12 protein-coding genes, 1 tRNA gene, 1 pseudogene and 1 other annotated feature are annotated in these 16,940 nt (G+C 59.1%); of the genes and pseudogenes, 4 read left to right on the top strand and 10 right to left on the bottom strand.

The annotated features are described in order from the left end of the window. The first annotated feature begins 19 nt into the window (after positions 1-19). The 3 genes from F7P80_RS12485 (at position 20) to F7P80_RS12475 (ending at position 5,436) form a co-directional block, all read left to right on the top strand. A complete protein-coding gene (locus tag F7P80_RS12485) occupies positions 20-3,181 on the top strand; it encodes an efflux RND transporter permease subunit (protein WP_151045114.1) in 3,162 nt (1,053 codons plus the stop codon). Further along, entirely contained in the window at positions 3,178-4,635 is a 1,458-nt protein-coding gene (locus F7P80_RS12480) for an efflux transporter outer membrane subunit (RefSeq protein ID WP_170265379.1), read from the top strand. The genes F7P80_RS12485 and F7P80_RS12480 overlap by 4 nt, the downstream gene beginning before the upstream one ends. A 348-nt stretch (positions 4,636-4,983) precedes the next feature. Further along, positions 4,984-5,436, top strand: a complete 453-nt coding sequence (locus F7P80_RS12475; RefSeq protein ID WP_054066320.1) for an Lrp/AsnC family transcriptional regulator — start codon at positions 4,984-4,986, stop codon at positions 5,434-5,436. 7 nt (positions 5,437-5,443) lie between these two features. On the opposite strand, the gene F7P80_RS12470 is transcribed toward F7P80_RS12475, so the two are convergent. Both F7P80_RS12470 and F7P80_RS12465 read right to left on the bottom strand, forming a co-directional pair. Continuing rightward, on the bottom strand, positions 5,444-6,580 hold the full coding sequence (locus F7P80_RS12470; protein WP_054066321.1) for an iron-containing alcohol dehydrogenase: 1,137 nt from the start codon (positions 6,578-6,580) through the stop codon (positions 5,444-5,446). An 81-nt stretch (positions 6,581-6,661) separates the two neighbouring features. Then, on the bottom strand, positions 6,662-7,069 hold the full coding sequence (locus F7P80_RS12465; RefSeq protein WP_428840871.1) for a chemotaxis protein CheW: 408 nt from the start codon (positions 7,067-7,069) through the stop codon (positions 6,662-6,664). 39 nt (positions 7,070-7,108) lie between these two features. Here F7P80_RS12465 and F7P80_RS12460 point away from each other — a divergent pair. After that, positions 7,109-7,521: pseudogene (locus F7P80_RS12460) on the top strand (transposase); the annotation flags it as partial. Next, positions 7,390-7,506, top strand: a sequence feature (AL1L pseudoknot). Its footprint overlaps the pseudogene before it by 117 nt. Before the next feature lie 258 nt (positions 7,522-7,779). On the opposite strand, the gene F7P80_RS12455 reads toward F7P80_RS12460, so the two are convergent. The 8 genes from F7P80_RS12455 to fdxH form a co-directional block, all read right to left on the bottom strand. Further along, positions 7,780-8,625, bottom strand: coding sequence for a sulfite exporter TauE/SafE family protein (locus F7P80_RS12455; RefSeq protein WP_151045110.1), 846 nt, complete (start codon positions 8,623-8,625; stop codon positions 7,780-7,782). A gap of 102 nt (positions 8,626-8,727) precedes the next feature. Beyond that, a complete protein-coding gene (locus tag F7P80_RS12450) occupies positions 8,728-10,197 on the bottom strand; it encodes a cryptochrome/photolyase family protein (protein WP_054066325.1) in 1,470 nt (489 codons plus the stop codon). 274 nt (positions 10,198-10,471) lie between these two features. Beyond that, a tRNA-Sec gene (locus tag F7P80_RS12445) sits at positions 10,472-10,567 on the bottom strand. A 65-nt stretch (positions 10,568-10,632) separates the two neighbouring features. Next, a complete protein-coding gene (selB, locus tag F7P80_RS12440) occupies positions 10,633-12,558 on the bottom strand; it encodes a selenocysteine-specific translation elongation factor (protein WP_151045108.1) in 1,926 nt (641 codons plus the stop codon). Between the two features lie 212 nt (positions 12,559-12,770). Next, positions 12,771-14,177, bottom strand: coding sequence for an L-seryl-tRNA(Sec) selenium transferase (gene selA, locus F7P80_RS12435; protein ID WP_151045105.1), 1,407 nt, complete (start codon positions 14,175-14,177; stop codon positions 12,771-12,773). Positions 14,178-14,303: 126 nt separating this feature from the next. After that, positions 14,304-15,278 (bottom strand): formate dehydrogenase accessory protein FdhE, encoded by a 975-nt coding sequence (gene fdhE / locus F7P80_RS12430; protein ID WP_151045103.1) that lies wholly within the window; start codon positions 15,276-15,278, stop codon positions 14,304-14,306. Positions 15,279-15,380: 102 nt separating this feature from the next. Beyond that, on the bottom strand, positions 15,381-16,007 hold the full coding sequence (locus F7P80_RS12425) for a formate dehydrogenase subunit gamma (RefSeq protein WP_151045100.1): 627 nt from the start codon (positions 16,005-16,007) through the stop codon (positions 15,381-15,383). Then, positions 16,004-16,930 carry a formate dehydrogenase subunit beta gene (gene fdxH, locus F7P80_RS12420; RefSeq protein WP_054066329.1) on the bottom strand — a complete coding sequence of 309 codons (927 nt, stop codon included), beginning with the start codon at positions 16,928-16,930 and terminating at the stop codon, positions 16,004-16,006. The genes F7P80_RS12425 and fdxH overlap by 4 nt, the downstream gene beginning before the upstream one ends. Positions 16,931-16,940 lie beyond the last annotated feature (10 nt).

Here is a 16,940-nt window from a genome sequence, read left to right as displayed (position 1 = left end):
ACACAAAGGGCTGCAGTTTATGGCACAGTTTTTTATCAATCGCCCCATTTTTGCCTGGGTGATCGCCATCGTCATCATGCTGGCGGGGACGCTTTCCATCTTTACCTTGCCGCTGGAGCAATACCCGGATATTGCCCCGCCACGCGTGACCATCACGGCGCAGTACACGGGGGCCTCGGCTGAGACGGTGGAGAACTCCGTCACCCAGATCATTGAGCAGCAACTCAAGGGCATCGACAACATGCTCTATATGAGCTCTACGTCGGATGCTTCTGGCCGCTCGCGTACCACACTGACCTTTGCGCCAGGCACGGACATTGACGTGGCCCAGGTGCAGGTGCAGAACAAGCTGCAGGCGGCCATGAACCGGCTGCCAGATGCGGTCAAGAGCCGTGGTGTATTCGTCAACAAGGGCGGCCAGGACTTTCTGGTCACCTACAGCTTCTATTCCACTGACCCTGCGATGACGCAGGTGGATATTGGTGACTATCTGAACTCCAATATCGTGGACATCATTGGCCGCATTGATGGCGTGGGTGATGTGAATGTGTTTGGCACCAGTTACGCCATGCGTATCTGGATGGATCCGGCACTGATGCAAAAGTACGGGCTGATGCCTGCGGACCTGATCTCGGCGCTCAATGCCCAGAATGCACAGGTTTCTGCCGGCCAGCTGGGTGCACTGCCTGCTGTCGAGGGGCAACAGCTCAATGCCACCATTACCGCACGTACCAAGCTGCAGACGGTGGAGCAGTTTGAAGATGTGGTGCTCAAGGCTTCACCCGATGGCTCGGTGGTGACCATCAAGGACGTGGCGCGTGTGGAGCTGGGCCCGGACAACCTGACCGTCAAAGCCAAGCTCAATGGCATGGCAGGTGCAGGCCTGGGTATTGTGCTGGCTGACGGTGCTAACGCCATGGATGTGGCCGATGCGGTATCTGCCAAACTGGCCGAGCTCAAGCCGTTCTTCCCCAATGAGATTGATTACTTTGTGAGTTCGGACTCCACGCCCTTTGTGCGTGCATCGATTCAGGAGGTGGTCAAGGCGCTGGTGGAAGCCATGGTGCTGGTGGTGATCGTGATGTTCATCTTCCTGCAGAACTTCCGTGCCACGCTGATTCCTGCGATTGCCGTGCCTGTGGTGCTGCTGGGCACCTTCGGCGTGCTGGCTGCTGCGGGCTATTCCATCAACACGCTGACCATGTTTGCCATGGTGCTGGCCATTGGCCTGCTGGTGGATGACGCCATTGTGGTTGTGGAAAACGTTGAGCGGGTGATGCACGAAACCGGCTTGTCACCCAAGGAAGCAACACGCCAGTCCATGCGGGAGATCACCTCAGTGCTGATTGGTATCGGTGTGACACTGTCTGCCGTATTCGTGCCCATGGCCTTTTTCGGCGGCTCCACCGGTGTGATTTACCGTCAGTTCTCCATCACCATCGTGGCTGCCATGGCTTTCTCAGTGTTTGTAGCGCTGACGCTCACGCCTGCACTGTGCGCCACCATTCTCAAGGCGCCTTCCAATCATGGTGGTGAGAAGATGGTGCGCCGTGGTCTGCTGGGCATCAATGACAGGTTCTTCCGCTGGTTCAACCACCACTTTGATGCGACCGCCGTGCGCTACCAGAACGCTGTGGCCTGGTCGCTGCGCCGTGCCAAGCGCATGATGCTGATTTTTCTGGTGATTCTGGCGGCCGTGTGGCTGTTGATGAGTCGATTGCCCACGTCCTTCCTGCCCGATGAAGACCAGGGCTTTGTGTATGTGAACGTGAATCTGCCTGCTGGCGCAGCCGATGCCCGTTTGCAGGAAGTGCTGGATCAGGTGCGTGAATACTTTGCTGCGCAGCCTGATGTGGTGAGCTTTAACCAGGTTTCTGGTCTGAGCGGTGACCAGAGCTCGGCACGCGGCTTTGTACGCCTGAAGCCCTGGGATCAGCGTCCCCTGGAGTCGCAGGGCGCAGGTGCTTTTGCACACCGTGCCACACAGGAGCTGTCTGCCCAGATTCGTGACGCACGCATTTTTGTGATGCTGCCGCCTGCCGTGCGCGGTCTGGGCTCCAACGCTGGTTTTAACTTCATGCTCAAGGACTTGAATGGCCTGGGTCATGATGCTTTGCTGGCAGCCAAAGACCAGTTCCTCGCCGAAGCGCGCAAGCATCCGGAGCTGGCCAGTGTGCGCACCACCAATCTGGACGACGCCACAGAGCTGCGCCTGGATATTGATGACCGTAAGGCCGCAGCGCTGAACCTGTCATACAGCGACATCAACAGCGTGCTCTCCAGCGCCATGGGTGGTACCTATGTGAACGACTTCCTGAACAACGGCCGCGTCAAGCGGGTCTACATTCAGGGTGATGCGCCACACCGCATGCTGCCGCAAGATATTGCGAAATGGACGGTGCGCAACAAGAACGGCGAGATGGTGCCTTTCAGCGCTTTCTCGACCACGTACTGGGCCTATGGCTCTCCGCAGCTGCTGCGCTACAACGGCTCTCCAGCCTTTGAAATCGTGGGCAATGCAGCGCCGGGGGTGAGCTCAGGTGTGGCTATGCAGATCGTGGAAGACATTCTTAAGGACATGCCTCCTGGCATTGGCTATGAGTGGACGGGTGCTTCGCTGCAGGAACGTCAGTCGGGTGCACAGGCTCCGCTGCTGTATGCCATCTCGATTCTGTTTGTGTTCCTGTGCCTTGCCGCACTGTACGAAAGCTGGACCGTGCCGCTGTCCGTCATGCTGGCCGTGCCGCTGGGTGTCGTCGGGGCGCTGCTGGCGACCTACACGCGTGGCTTGACCAACGATGTGTACTTCCAGGTGGGCTTGCTGACCACGGTGGGCCTGGCGTCCAAGAACGCCATCCTGATCGTGGAGTTTGCCGTGCAGCTGCAGGAGCAAGGCAAAAACCTGTTTGATGCGACGGTGGAAGCCGTGCGCATGCGTCTGCGTCCTATCCTGATGACTTCGCTGGCTTTTGGCTTCGGTGTGATTCCGCTGGCACTGGGTACGGGTGCTGGAGCGGGTGGCCGCAATTCCATCGGCACCGCAGTGCTGGGTGGTACGGTGGCTTCTACCGTGCTGGGCCTGTTCATGGTGCCCGTGTTCTTCCTGCTGATTCGCAGCTGGTTCAAGAGCCGTTCGCGCAACGATGACACTCCCGCCAACACACAGGAAAAAGCCGCATGATGAAGACAATGACACTGCGGCCCGTGGTGGCCGCTGCCTTGGCAGCTGTATGGCTGTCTGCCTGTAACCTTGCACCCAAGTATGAGCAGCCTGCACTGGCTGTGCCAGACAGCATCGTTGCCGGTGCCGCTCGCAGCATAGAGGCCAGCGAAAGTGCGCTTGACACCGTCAAGGCGCTGAACTGGGTGGCTAACCCACAGCTGCGACAGGTGGTGGCGCTGGCATTGAGTCATAACCGCGACCTGCGCGTGGCCGTGGCCAATATGGAGAAGGCGCGTGCCCAGTACGGCATTACGCGTGCGGATCTGCTGCCCAGCGTTACCGCACAGGCGCAAGGTACGCGCAGCCGCAACAGTGCGGACTTGAGCAACGGTCAATCCACGGTGAGCGAGCAGTTCACCGCACAGCTGGGCTTTGCCAGCTATGAGATTGATTTCTGGGGCCGTATTCGCAACCTGAGTGAAGCAGGTCTGCAGGCCTTTTTGCAGTCTGAGGCCAACCAGCGCAATGTACAGATTGGGCTGATTGCCGAGGTGAGTAATGCCTGGCTGAATCTGGCGGCTGATCTGGCACGTCTGGCGCTGGCCAAAAGCACACTGGAGAGCCGTGAAAAAGCCTATGAACTGACCAGGCGGATGTATGAGCTGGGCGCCACTTCCGGGCTGGTGCTGGCGCAAAATTTGTCGACTGTCGAGACTGCACGCGGCGATGTGGCGGCCTATACCTCTCAGGTGCAGCGCAGCCGCAATGCGCTGGAGTTGCTGGTCGGCGGCAGTGTGCCTGCCGAGCTGCTGCCTGAAACTCAGACGCTGATGGTGGATACGTCCAGCAATCTGGGCCTGCTGCCTGTGCCGGAAAATCTGTCATCCAGCGTGCTGCTGCAGCGCCCGGATGTACAAGCTGCAGAGCACAACCTGCGTGCCATGAATGCCAATATCGGCGCGGCGCGGGCAGCGCTGTTCCCCAGCATCTCTCTGACAGGCAGTGTGGGCTCTGGCAGTCGTGAACTGGATCAACTCTTTGGCAGTGGCACTGGCACCTGGAGCTTTATGCCGCAGATCAAGCTGCCTATCTTTGATGGTGGTCGCCTGCGCGCAGGGGTAGAAGTTGCCAAGGCCAATGAGCGCATTGCGCTGGCGCAGTACGAAAAAGCCGTGCAAACCGCTTTCAAGGAAGTGGCCGATGCACTGGCTGACCGCGCACAGTGGGGCGCCCGCCTGGGGGCCCAGTACGGCATGGTGCAAGCCACACAAAAAGCGTTTGAGCTGTCGGAAGCACGCTTTCAGGCAGGTGTGGATGACTACCTGACCGTGCTTGACGCCCAGCGCAGCCTGTATGCGGCCCAGCAAAACTTGATTGCGCTGCGGCTGGCAGAGCAGATCAACCGTGTCACGCTCTGGAAGACGCTGGGCGGGCAGGAGACGGTTGCTGTCGTTTCCAACAGCAATTCATAGCACAACCGTGTACAGCGGACAGCCCATCGAAGATGGGCGTTTGAGCCAAGACTTGGCAACGAAGCATCAAGCACGTTGTAGCCGGTTGCAAACAAAAAGGCCGATCTGCAGGGGGTATGGCAGATCGGCCTTTTTGCATAAAGCTTGCGATGGCTGGGGTCACATGGCTGCGGGCTGACGGTAATCGGCCGTGGCGATGAAATGGCTTTCAACAACTCCGGTAGGCGCTGCTTCCATGGCTGTAAGTGTGCATGTTGCGCCGCAAAAAATGCTGCTGCTGCGCTATGAAACTTGAAGTTTTTTAGAAAAATATTTTTTGAAATATGGATATGCAGCAAAATTTGCTGCATGGATAAAACAGATCGAAAAATTCTCGCTGCTTTGCAGCGTAATGCACGTGCCAGCTTGCAGGAGATTGGCCAGGAAGTGGGGTTGAGCCCATCGCCGTGCTGGACACGCATCAAGCGCATGGAAGACGAAGGCGTGATCGAAGGCTATACCGTGCGCCTCAATCCCCAGGCGCTGGGCTTGAACGACACGGTGCTGCTCATGGTCACGCTCAACAGCCACAGCGACAACACGCTGGAAAAGTTTGGCGAGCAGCTGGCGACCATTCCCGAGGTGGTGGAGGCACACCTGGTCTCTGGCACCTACGACTATCTGCTGCGCGTCATGGTCAAGGACACGCGCGACTACGAACGCCTGCTGCGTGAGAAGCTCTACAAGATCAAAGGCATTCAGCACAGCCAGTCCATGTTTGTGCTGCGCACCCTCAAGCGTGCGGAAATGCCTTTGGGTTAGGGTGTGTTCACATGGACTGCAGCAGCATGGATTCGTAGTCTTCGGCCGTTGCCAGTCGTGGATTGGTGCCATGGCAGTGGTCTTTGAGTGCGCCATCAATCACCGCCTGGAAACTTTCGGGCTGTACGCCCAGCGTTGACAGGCCTTGGGGCAGGCCCAGTCGTGCATTCATGTCGCGAATGGCATCTGGTATGTCACTGGCGCTGCGCAGTCCCATGGCGTGGGCCATTTTTTCGAGACGCTGCTCACGCTGCACGGGTTCGGCATCGGCATTAAAACGCACGACAGCAGGCAGAAAAATGGCATTCAGCGTGCCGTGGTGCAAGTGTGGGGCGTGCCCACCCAGACTATGGCTCAGACTGTGTACACAGCCCAGCCCTTTCTGAAAAGCCAGCGCACCTTGCATGCTGGCACTCATGAGTTGTCTGCGGGCTTCAGCGTCTTTGCCATTGCGTGTGGCGCGTTCAATATGTGCCCAGCCACGTGTCAGGCCATCCAGGGCAATGCCGTCAGCTGGAGGGTTGAAGGCGGCGGACATAAAGGTTTCCATGCAGTGCGCGATGGCGTCCATGCCCGTTGCTGCGGTCAGCAGCGGGGGCAGGCCATAGGTGAGTTCAGGATCGCAGATGGCGACCTTGGGCACCAGATGCCAGGAGTGAAATCCGAGCTTGCGCTGGTCATCCACGATGATGATGGCGCCGCGCGCCACTTCGCTGCCTGTGCCGCTGGTGGTCGGGACGGCGATGATGGGGGCTACCGCTTCGGTGATGCGTGGAGAGCCACCTTCAATGGTTGCGTAGTGCTTGAGTGGGCCTGGGTGGGTCACGGCAATCGCAACGCCCTTGGCGCAGTCGATAGCACTGCCGCCGCCCACGGCAATCAGTCCATCACACTGATGCTGCTGGTACAGCTGGGCAGCCGTGCGCACGGCAGTTTCTGTGGGGTTGGATGGGGTGGCATCAAACACGGTAACAGGCAGGTCCGTGAGTGTGTCCAGCGCCTTTTGCAGCACGCCTGCCGCCTTGACGCCAGCGTCTGTCACGATCAGTGGCCGGTGAATGCCAAGCCGCTGGCATTCCTGGGGAAGCAGGCGCACAGCGCCAAAGTCAAATTGAATCTGAGTGACGTAATTCATCCAGGTCATAGCAGTCCTCCTGGCCCCATCTTGGAGGACTGCTATCTGGATGGCTACCTTGAGAACCCTAGGGCTCTCAGGGCGCAGCGATTACGCCATGTCGCTGGCTACGGACAGCGCTTCGGACATGGCCTGCAGATCGTCCAGGTCCAGCACGCGATTCACATTGAGCAAGATCACAAATTTGCCGCGTACCTTACCCATGCCGGAGATGAAGTCCGTACGAATGCGGGTTCCAAAGGCTGGTGGCGGCTCAATGTCGCTGGCATCAATATCCAGCACTTCATTGACGGCATCGACCACTACGCCCATGACCTGCTGCCCTTCGGGGCCCAGTACTTCTACAATGACGATACAGGTGCGCTTGGTGACCGGGCTGGGTGTCTGGCCAAAGCGTGCCTGCAAGTCCATGACGGGTACGACAGCGCCGCGCAGATTGATCACGCCGCGCACACAGGCAGGCATCAGTGGCACCTCGGTCATCGTGGTGAATCGCACCGGCTTCCGTGGAGGCTCAACTCCTGAGAGGATTGAGTCATGAACACTAAAGCTGCTCGTTTTAGCCCCGAGGTACGTGAACGTGCCGTACGTTTGGTGCAGGAATGCCAAGCGGATTACGCATCACTGTGGGGCGCATGTGAATCAATAGCCCCCAAGATTGGCTGCTCTGTCAGCACCTTGCATGGATGGGTGCAGCGCAAAGAAATAGATGCAGGCCAACGGCCAGGGTTGACCACGGATGAGCGTGAGCGGCTCAAACAACTTGAGCGAGAGAACAAGGAGCTGCGCCGGGCCAATGACATCCTCAAGGCTGCGAGCGCTTTTTTTGCGCAGGCGGAGCTGGACCGTCGCATCAAGAGCTGATTGACTTCGTAGATAGGTACCGTGATGCCTATGGGGTCGAGCCAATTTGTAGGCTGCTGCAAATTGCCCCATCGGGCTACAGGCGCAGGGTTCAGCAATCCCTGGAGCTGGCAACGCTGCAGTGGGTGCACTGGTTCAACCACGGCAGATTGCTGGAATCCATAGGACATATACCGCCAGCGGAAGCTGAGGCAAACTACTGGCGGCAAGTTGCCAAGACCGTGCAGGCTGACGCCTGCACTTCAACAAACTAGCCTCAACCAAACCCGGTGTGATTCACTGAGGCGGTCGGCGTAATGTGGTGCTGCTGGTGCTTGAGCAGCAGGGGCTTGAGGTGGTAGCGCTCAGGTGTGCTGTTGCAGCAATCCGTAGAACATATGCGCAGCCGTGATCAGCAAGAACAAGGCAAATACCTTTTGCAGGTGCTGGTTGTTGATGCGGCTTGCAAGGGCAGCACCCCAGGAGGTGCTGAGCATGCTGGTTGGCACAATGAGTGCAAAGCACAGCACATTGACATAGCCCAGACTCCAGGGCGGCAGCTGGCTCTGGTGCCAGCCATTGATGATGAAAGCCAGCGTGCCCGGAATACTGATAAAGCAGCCAATCAAGGCGCTGGAGCCCACGGCAGTGCGCATGGGAACACCGAAGCTGGACAGAATAGGTACGCTCAAAGTGCCGCCACCGACGCCAATCAGGGTGGAAACACCACCAATCAAGGTGCCAAATGCAGTGCTGCCTATGCGTGCAGGCATATGCTGGCCAAGCGGTGCGGCCTGAAAGTTGATGCCCATCTTGATGGCGATCAACAAGGCCATGCTGGCAAAAATGACAGTCAGCCATGTACCTGCCAGATAGCGGCTGGTCAGCGCACCGAGCAAGACACCCAGCAAGACACCAGGCAGCAGCTGCATGGCCAGTGCTTTATCGAGATTGCCGCGCTTGTTGTGTGCCCGGCTGCTCATCACGGAGGTAGGGATGATGGTAGCCAGGGATGTGCCAATCACCACATGCATCAGCACGGCTGGGTCTACCTGCAGCAGGTGAAACAGGAAATACAGCATGGGAACAATCACAATCCCACCGCCAATACCAAGCAGGCCTGCCAGCGTGCCTGCTACCAAGCCGGTAAGCAGTAGCGCAAGGCTCAGGCTGACGATCCATGCCGTTCCGTGAGTCAGTAATGCATCCATGGTGTGAGGGTGGTGGTGTGCGGAAGCGTCATCCTACAAAGCTCGTTCATGCAGCGCTGCAGGAGAAGTGCTTCTCTCCATGGCCAAGGTGTGATGGCTGCATCAGCTGTCTGATTGGCTGAGAAAATGAAAGCGCATCAGTGTTCTCTGGCGCGCCGAAGCGTGGTCTACGATGGGCTGTGGGTAGTCCTTGCCTAACTGCACGCCGCAGGCTTGCAATTGCTGTGGCTGCATGCTGGCCGGGAAGTGGATGTGTTTGTCTGGCAATCTGGCCAGCTCTGGCACATAGCGCCGGATAAAACGACCGTCTGGGTCAAACCGCTGTGACTGGGTAATGGGGTTGAAGATGCGAAACCAGGGCTGGGCATCGCAGCCTGTGGAGGCCGCCCATTGCCAGCCCCCGTTGTTGGCAGCGAGGTCGTAGTCGTTCAGATGCTGTGCAAAAAACTGCTCACCACGGCGCCAGTCAATGCCCAGGTCTTTGGTCAAAAAGCTGGCAACGACCATGCGCAGGCGGTTGTGCATGTAGCCGGTCTGCAGCAGCTGGCGCATGGCGGCGTCCACCAGCGGGTAGCCGGTGCGGCCTTCGCACCAGGCTTGCCACAGTGCAGGGGCTTCATCCCACTGCACGCCGTCATATTCAGGGCGGAAAGATTGCGTCACCACATGGGGGTGATGCCACAGAATCATGAAATAAAAGTCACGCCAGGCCAGTTCAGACAGCCAGGTCTGTGCGCCTTCGTCACCTTGTGCTGCACGTTCATGGGCCAGTTGAGCGATTTGGCGGATGGAAATCGTGCCAAAGCGCAAATGTACGGACAGGTATGACACCCCTTTGCGGCCTGGATAGTCTCTGGCTTCATGGTAGAGGTGCATGCGGCTCAGAAAGTCCCGTAGTAATTGCTGGGCGCCTTGCATGCCAATAGGCAGGAGCAGTGTGTGCAAGTTGGTGCGGACAAAGCCAAGTTCTTCCAGTGTCGGCAGCAGATTTTGTGCTGGCAATGTTGCCAGATGGTGGGCGTGGCGCTCTACGGGGTAGGGTGTGAGCTGGAATGCATCGAGTTTTTGAAGCCAGGCGCGCTTGTACGGGGTGAAAACGCTATAGGGCTTGTCTTGCTGTGTAAGGACTTCGTTCCTGTCCAGCAGCACCTGGTCTTTGTAATCACTAAAGGCAATGCCCAGTTGTTGCAGTGCCTGCTGCACCTGCTGGTCGCGCGCCATGGCCTGAGGCTCGTAGTCGCGGTTGGTCAGAACTTCCTGTACGCCCAGTTCGCTGGCGAGCTGGACAATGCACTGGGAGGCTGGCCCATGGCGCACGATCAGGCCGGCTCCCTGCACGCCGCTTTGCTCACCGAGCGCTCGGAGTTGCTCATGCAGCTGCACGACGCTGGCATGGATGAATTCCACGCGTCGGTCCTGTTTGCTGGGTAGCGCATGCAGGATGTCGGTATCAAACACAAAAGCGCAGTACACCTGCTTGAAACGGCGCAGTGCGTAGTAGAGCGCCGCGTGATCGTTGCAGCGCAGGTCTCTGCGTATCCATACCAGGGCGCGGTCAGCAGCTATGGTCATCAAAGCGTTACCTGTCACGATTGCTTAGTGTGCTGAACCGGTCTGGTGTGTCTGTCGCCACTGTGCGACCAGTTCGGCGATGCGATCCAGTGACTGCTGGGTCGTAATGCCTTCCAGTACTGAAAGTCTGAGTGCATGGGGCAATATTTCTTATCAAAGAGGTTCAAGTAACTTCAAAGAAACGCGTGGTCAATTCGGTCTGCAACTCAGTTTTTAGTCATGAGTTAACAATGAAAAAAGCCTCGGCTCCACACGGAGCCAAGGCTTTTGAATTTGGCGGAAAGCAGCTGGAGTCGAACCAACCCGAGAGTGGCTAACACCCTCCACCAAGTTTGAAGCCTGGCCGCACCACCGGGCACGATTGCCTTCCAAAGAAGAAGCGCAAATTGTAGCGCGTTGCGCAAGATACATGCGCGAACACGGGCAATTTTATGCTCAGGCCTTGTGACTATGCCATTGGGCATCGGGGCGCAGAATGTGTGCGTCCCGCACGCGGCGGGTGTAGCCGAGGCGGTCAAAGCATTCGATGATCTGGATGGCGCGCTTGCGGCCCAGGCCGGTGGCGTCGCGGAATTCGCGGGCCATGACTTCGCCGTTGGGCGTGGCATCGGCCAGCGTCTTGATGATGCGTGCCAGCTCGTCCATGTTGGCGGCGGTGTAGAACAAGTCCTTGACCACCTGGAACAGTTGGCCCTGGCGTGCGAGCTTGCGCAGCAGCTGGCGCACCAGTTCTTCGCTGGTGCAGGTGTCATTGGCCAGGTCGCGTACCCAGGGTGGGTCAAAGCGGCCTTCCTGCAGCTTGGGCAGCAATTGCTCGGCCAGCGTCTGCTCATTGGCAGTCAGCTGCACGCTGTGGCCGGGCAGGTGCAGCCAGGCACCGCTGCTGGACAGGTGCTTTTCAGCCAGCAGTTGATCAATCAGTGCGCGCCAGAGTTTGTCGTGCTGTGCGTGGATCAGGCCGGGCCAGGCCATGCGGCGCAGGCGTGCGGCGTTGATGCCGGGCTCGTCCGGGTATTTCTCGTGGAAATGGGTGATGGTGTCTATCACCTGCTGCTGCAGCTGCTTCCAGCGTGCGGCGTCGATCAGGATGGCATCTTCGTCGGTCTGGCCGATGCGCTGCACGCCAGGCAGCTGCAGGGCATCGAGCGCATGGCCGCTGAGGCGGCGCAGCTGCGAGAGGCTGACGCCGTAGCTGGAGTGGGCAATCAGCGCTTCGGGGCTGCCGGTGGCAATCAGCTGCTCCAGCGCCTGCAGGTAGGCAAAGCGTTCTGCGCTGCGGCGCTTGCGTGCGGGGGCGTAAGGGTCCAGCACCATGCCGCCGGCAATGGTGCGGGTGGCCTGGGCGTTACGCAGAATCAGGCGGTCCCCGGGGATGGCGAAGACGGGCTCATCCAGCACCAGCTGGACGACGGCTTCTGTGCCGGGTTCTATGGGCTCGTCCTGCAGCAGGGCAATGTGGGCCGTGCAGCGTTGGGTGCCGATGTGTACGTGCACCGTGGTCCACTGCTGCATGCGGGGGGCTTCGGCCAGCAGGTGCATGCGGATGTCGATGCGGTCGGTGGCCTGCAGCACGCGGGCGTCGGCAATCCAGTCGCCGCGGATGATGTCTTCCTTGGCAATGCCTGCAAGGTTGAGTGCGCAGCGCTGACCTGCAACGCCCGCCTCTGCGGCCTGGTTCTGGGCGTGAATGCTGCGAACGCGCACTTCTTTGCCGCTGCTGGAGTGGTGCAGCACGTCTCCCACAGCGACTTTGCCGTTGAACACCGTGCCTGTGACCACCGTACCCTGACCGGGCAGGGTAAAGACGCGGTCTACGGCCAGACGAAACAGGCCATCCTGCGGGCGGGCGTGCATCATCTGCGCCTGCACTTCTAGGTGGGCGCGCAGATGCGCAACGCCGGGGTCTTCGGGCTGGCTGGCCGCCGTTGCAAAAATGGGACTGCCGGCAAGAGCAGTGACCGACAGAATGGCTTCAATTTCTGCACGCACATCGGCAATGCGCTCGGGCAGCACGCGGTCTACCTTGGTCAGGGCCACCGTGCCTTTTTTCACGCCCAGCAGTTGCAGGATTTCCAGGTGCTCCAGCGTCTGGGGCATGACGCCGTCGTCCGCGGCCACCACCAGCAGGGCATGGTCAATGCCTACGGCACCGGCGGCCATGGTGTGCACAAAGCGTTCGTGGCCGGGCACGTCAATGATGCCCATGACATCGCCATTGGGCAGCGGCACATAGGCGTAGCCCAGTTCAATGGAGATGCCGCGTGCTTTTTCTTCTTTGAGGCGGTCGGTCTCCACCCCGGTGAGCGCGCGAACCAGGGTGGTCTTTCCGTGGTCGATATGTCCGGCGGTACCAATGATCATGCAATTACTTCCCGATTGTGCACCGCAGTCATGCACGGTGCACGTGACTGCGGTGCGTATCAAGCGCTGCGGAAACAAGCCGGTCCATCGTGGTTGCGGTACAGGCTTGTCACGGTAGCTTTTATGAAAAAAAGAGCGGCTAGCGCTGAAAAAACAAGGGTTTCAGAATGATTTATATCTGAATCACTTATAAATCAAGCGCTGGCAGCTATTTATTTTGAGAGCTGCGAGAGCTGCTGCTCAAACTGGGGCTGCATGTGCGCTTCCAGACAGCGCAGGTCCAGCCACAGGGCATCGTCATGCAGTCGCCCAATGACGGGGCGCGGCAGGGCGCGCAGGCGGGCTTCCAGCTGGGTGAGCTGGCGGCCCGCCTGCTTGCCGCTGGCGGGGTAGAGCTTGAGGCCCCAGCTGGGCAGGTTTTCTACGGGCAGGGCACCGCTGCCAATCTGGCTGTTCATGGCAGCAGTTTCTACCACCCAGGCTGCACCCAGCGCAGCTTGCAGCTGCGGCACCAGGCTTTCGGCCTGCGCCTGCATATTGGCCTGGGGACGGGTGAACAGGCGCAGCGTGGTCAGACGCTCGGCCAGTTTTTCGGGGTGCAGGTACAGGCGCAGCGTGGGCTCCAGCGCGGCCAGTGTGAGCTTGCCCACGCGCAGGGCGCGCTTCATGGGGTTTTTCTTGATCCTGGCGATCAAGTCCTTGCGGCCGACGATGATGCCGGCCTGTGGGCCGCCCAGCAGCTTGTCGCCAGAGAAGGTCACCACATCAGCGCCTGCTTCCACGGTCTCGCGCACGGTGACTTCATGCGGCAGGCCCCAGTCGCGCAGATCGACCAAGGTGCCACTGCCCAGATCTACGATCATGTTCAGGCCGCGCTCGTGCGCCATGGCGGTCACTTCGGCATCTGACACGCTCTTGGTAAAGCCCACCACCTCGTAGTTGCTGGTGTGCACCTTCATGAGCAGGGCGGTGTTTTCGGTGACGGCCTCGGCATAGTCCTTGGCGTGCGTACGATTGGTGGTGCCCACTTCCACGAGCTGGCAGCCTGCACGCTTCATGATGTCTGGAATGCGGAAAGCACCGCCAATTTCCACCAGCTCACCGCGTGAGACCACCACTTCCTTGCCGGGTGCGAGGGTAGACAGTGTCAGCAGCACAGCAGCGGCATTGTTGTTGACGATGGTGGCAGCTTCGGCGCCGGTGAGTTCGCAGATCAGCTGCTCGACCAGATCATCACGGTCGCCACGGCCGCCAGTCTCCAGGTCGTATTCCAGATTGGCGGGGTTGGTCAGGGCTTCGACCACGGCATCTACGGCTTCCTGCGGCAGCAGGGCGCGGCCCAGGTTGGTGTGCAGCACGGTGCCCGTGAGGTTGAACACAGATTTGAGGCGTGGTGCAAAGCGCTCAGTCAGGCGCTGCTGCACGGCGGTGGTCAGTACAGTTTCCTGCACCTGCTCGGCCTGCAGCGAGCCATCACGCAGCTGCAGACGCAGGGTATCCAGCACTTGCCGAACTGCATTGGTCACGCTGGAGCGGCCAAATTCAGTCTGCAAGCCTTGCAAGACGGGGGTTTGTAGCAGTTTGTCTACCGAAGGCAGACGGGGGGCGGCAGTGTTCAATGTGGAACTCGCAATGGGGCTAAGGCCCGCTCCCACCACCCTTGATCTGCGGTTGGCACGGTGGTGTGAACGGTACTAACAAAAATAAAGGCCGCTTGCGCGGCCTTTCGGCGGATGCGGAAGCCTTTATTCTGCCGCAGGGTCTACCAGTTCCGCGCTTTGTGCGTCTGTCTGTTCTTCGGCCACAGCCACAAACAGCAGAGGGTTGGCGCTGGCACGCTTGAACTGGGTGTTCTCGCTCATCAGCAAATCCAGCGTCAGTGTGGCCAGATCATCGGCCAGAGGTTCGGCCATGGGGTCTTTTTCCTGGTTGACGACCTTGCGGTAGGTGCCGCATTCGTCACAGGTTTCAGCAGTTACCACTTCCTTGCCGCCTTCAACGCTCTGGTAGTGAATGCCCTTGGTGGATTCACAGTGCGAGCACTTCACGCGTACCAGCTGCCACTCTGTGCAGCAGGTGCCGCAGTGCAGATAGCGGTGACCGTTGGCCTTGCCGCCAATGCGCAGTACGCTGGAGACAGGCTCGCTGGCGCAGACTGGGCAGATGGTGGCAGGGTCGGTGTAGGGAACATCTTCCACATCCAGGGCTGCAGCACGCTGGGCGTAGGTGACTTGCAGGGCAGCCATGATGAAAGGAGCCATGCCAATGTGGCGCGCGGCCACTTCTTTTTGCAGCAGGCGCTTGGCAATGGTGTCACGCTCGTCCTGGCTCAGGTCGCGCAGCGACTGCAGCAAAGGCTGCAGGGGCTCTGGCAGGCCTTCGCTGCCAGACAGAGTGTCCAGCATGGCATTCAGTACTTGCTGCCATGCGGGGTCAATGTGGTCGGCGGCGGGCAGCAGGGGCATGGAGAACTGCTGCGAGCGCTCGATATTGCTGCGGTCCATGGGCTGCAGCTCTACGGAGCCTGCAGCCGCATGCTGTGCATCCACAATCTTGGCTGCAAATTGCAGATAGTCGGCAATGGGATTGCCGTCAGCCAGTTGACGCAGACGCGCAGCACGTTCCGCAAACAGTGTGGAGACTTGTGGTAGCAGCACTCGGGGGAAGGAGGTCTTGTCCAGTGCTTCAATTTCGCCGGGTTGGAGAATGCGTGTTTGCATGAAATAAATCCCTGAATTGAAACCGCCGGTACGCCCAGCTGGGCAATACCGGCGGTAATCAACAAGCGTCTAAGTGACTTCTATTGCAGCTTCTGCGGCGACTTATTTGTTGTCGCCGGTCATCTTGCGATACCAGCCGCGGTGGTGTTGCTTGGCCCAAGCACGTGTCACTGTGCCATACAGCATGGCGCGGATCGTACCCTTGGTCCAAATAGCCGCATAGACGTGCATGATGATCAGGCCAATCATCCAGACTGCTGCGACGGCGTGGATGACGGAAGCCGAGCGGACAACGTCCACGGGCAGGTTCCACCAGGCGCGCCACATCAGGAAGCCGGAGATGGTGATCAGAGCCATGCCGATGACCAGACCCCAGAACAACAGCTTTTGACCGCCGTTGTACTTGCCTTGTTCAGGCATGTCATGGTCATCACCATCAATCATCTTGTTCACGTTCTTGAGCCACTCGATATCGCGAGGCTCAATCACGTTCAAGCGCCAGAAGCGGAACGCCATGATGATGAAGAACACGGCCATCACTACACCGATATAGGGGTGCAGGATGCGAGTCCATGGGCCGCCACCAAACAGCTGAGTCAGCGGGAAGAAGGCGGGGTGAAAGAACGCCAAGCCAGACAGAGCCAGCAAGATGAAGCAAATGCCTACCACCCAGTGGTTGGCGCGTTCCGATGCGTTATAGCGCACGAGGTCGCGGGGATTGCGTTTCATTTGCTCTTCTCCTTCTTCTCAGCTTCGGCGTCCTTGCGTTCCATTTCATCTTCCAGTTCCTTGGACACGTCGTTCGGGCCCTTGGTGATGTAATGGAACAGGCTGCCAACGGCAGCAACGCCCAAGGCTGCAACAGCCAAAGGTTTAGCAACGCCCTTCCACAGAGAGACCATGGGGCTGATCGAAGGATCGTCAGGCAGGCCCTTGTAGAGAGATGGCTTGTCAGCGTGATGCAGAACGTACATCACGTGCGTGCCGCCCACACCCTGTGGGTCGTACAGGCCAGCGTTGGCATAGCCACGGCGGTTCAGGTCGGCGATACGAGTCTCGGCCTGATCCTTCATGGCTTCCTTGGTGCCAAACATGATGGCACCGGTAGGGCAGGTCTTGACGCAGGCAGGTTCCATGCCAACAGCCACGCGGTCCGAACACAAGGTGCACTTGTACGCCTTGTTGTCCTTCTTGGAGATACGTGGAATGTTGAATGGGCAGCCTGTGACGCAGTAGCCGCAGCCCACGCACTGGTCTTGCTGGAAGTCAACGATACCGTTCTTGTACTGAACGATGGCTCCGGGCGAAGGGCAAGCCTTCAAGCAGCCGGGGTCGTCACAGTGCATACAGCCGTCCTTGCGGATCAGCCATTCCAGGTTGCCTGTGGCTTCATTTTCGTACTCGGTAAAGCGCATGACGGTCCACGACTGATCGGTCAGATCGGTCGGGTTGTTATAGCCGTCATCCACCACACCGATGGCATCGCGCAGATCGTTCCACTCCATGCAAGCTGTTTGGCAAGCCTTGCAGCCAATGCACTTGGAGACGTCGATCAGCTTGGCCACCTCGCCAGCGTGCGCGCCGCGCGCGCTGGGGGAGGGGGTAGTCGTCGCAGAGCGACGCTTGATATCGAGAGACATGGTTGAAGACATCAGCTATTCC

It is taken from the genome of Comamonas kerstersii (assembly GCF_008801935.1).
GTDB lineage: Bacteria > Pseudomonadota > Gammaproteobacteria > Burkholderiales > Burkholderiaceae_C > Comamonas > Comamonas kerstersii.
This window is presented reverse-complemented; position numbering and strand designations above follow the sequence as displayed.

Bases quoted from the DNA above. Each gene is read 5' to 3' on its own strand.
- F7P80_RS12485 (WP_151045114.1), top strand. From the start codon at position 20: ATGGCACAGTTTTTTATCAATCGCCCCATTTTTGCCTGGGTGATCGCC.
- F7P80_RS12480 (WP_170265379.1), top strand. From the start codon at position 3,178: ATGATGAAGACAATGACACTGCGGCCCGTGGTGGCCGCTGCCTTGGCA.
- F7P80_RS12475 (WP_054066320.1), top strand. From the start codon at position 4,984: ATGGATAAAACAGATCGAAAAATTCTCGCTGCTTTGCAGCGTAATGCA.
- F7P80_RS12470 (WP_054066321.1), bottom strand. From the start codon at position 6,580: ATGACCTGGATGAATTACGTCACTCAGATTCAATTTGACTTTGGCGCT.
- F7P80_RS12455 (WP_151045110.1), bottom strand. From the start codon at position 8,625: ATGGATGCATTACTGACTCACGGAACGGCATGGATCGTCAGCCTGAGC.
- F7P80_RS12450 (WP_054066325.1), bottom strand. From the start codon at position 10,197: ATGACCATAGCTGCTGACCGCGCCCTGGTATGGATACGCAGAGACCTG.
- selB (WP_151045108.1), bottom strand. From the start codon at position 12,558: ATGATCATTGGTACCGCCGGACATATCGACCACGGAAAGACCACCCTG.
- fdhE (WP_151045103.1), bottom strand. From the start codon at position 15,278: ATGCAAACACGCATTCTCCAACCCGGCGAAATTGAAGCACTGGACAAG.
- F7P80_RS12425 (WP_151045100.1), bottom strand. From the start codon at position 16,007: ATGAAACGCAATCCCCGCGACCTCGTGCGCTATAACGCATCGGAACGC.
- fdxH (WP_054066329.1), bottom strand. From the start codon at position 16,930: ATGTCTTCAACCATGTCTCTCGATATCAAGCGTCGCTCTGCGACGACT.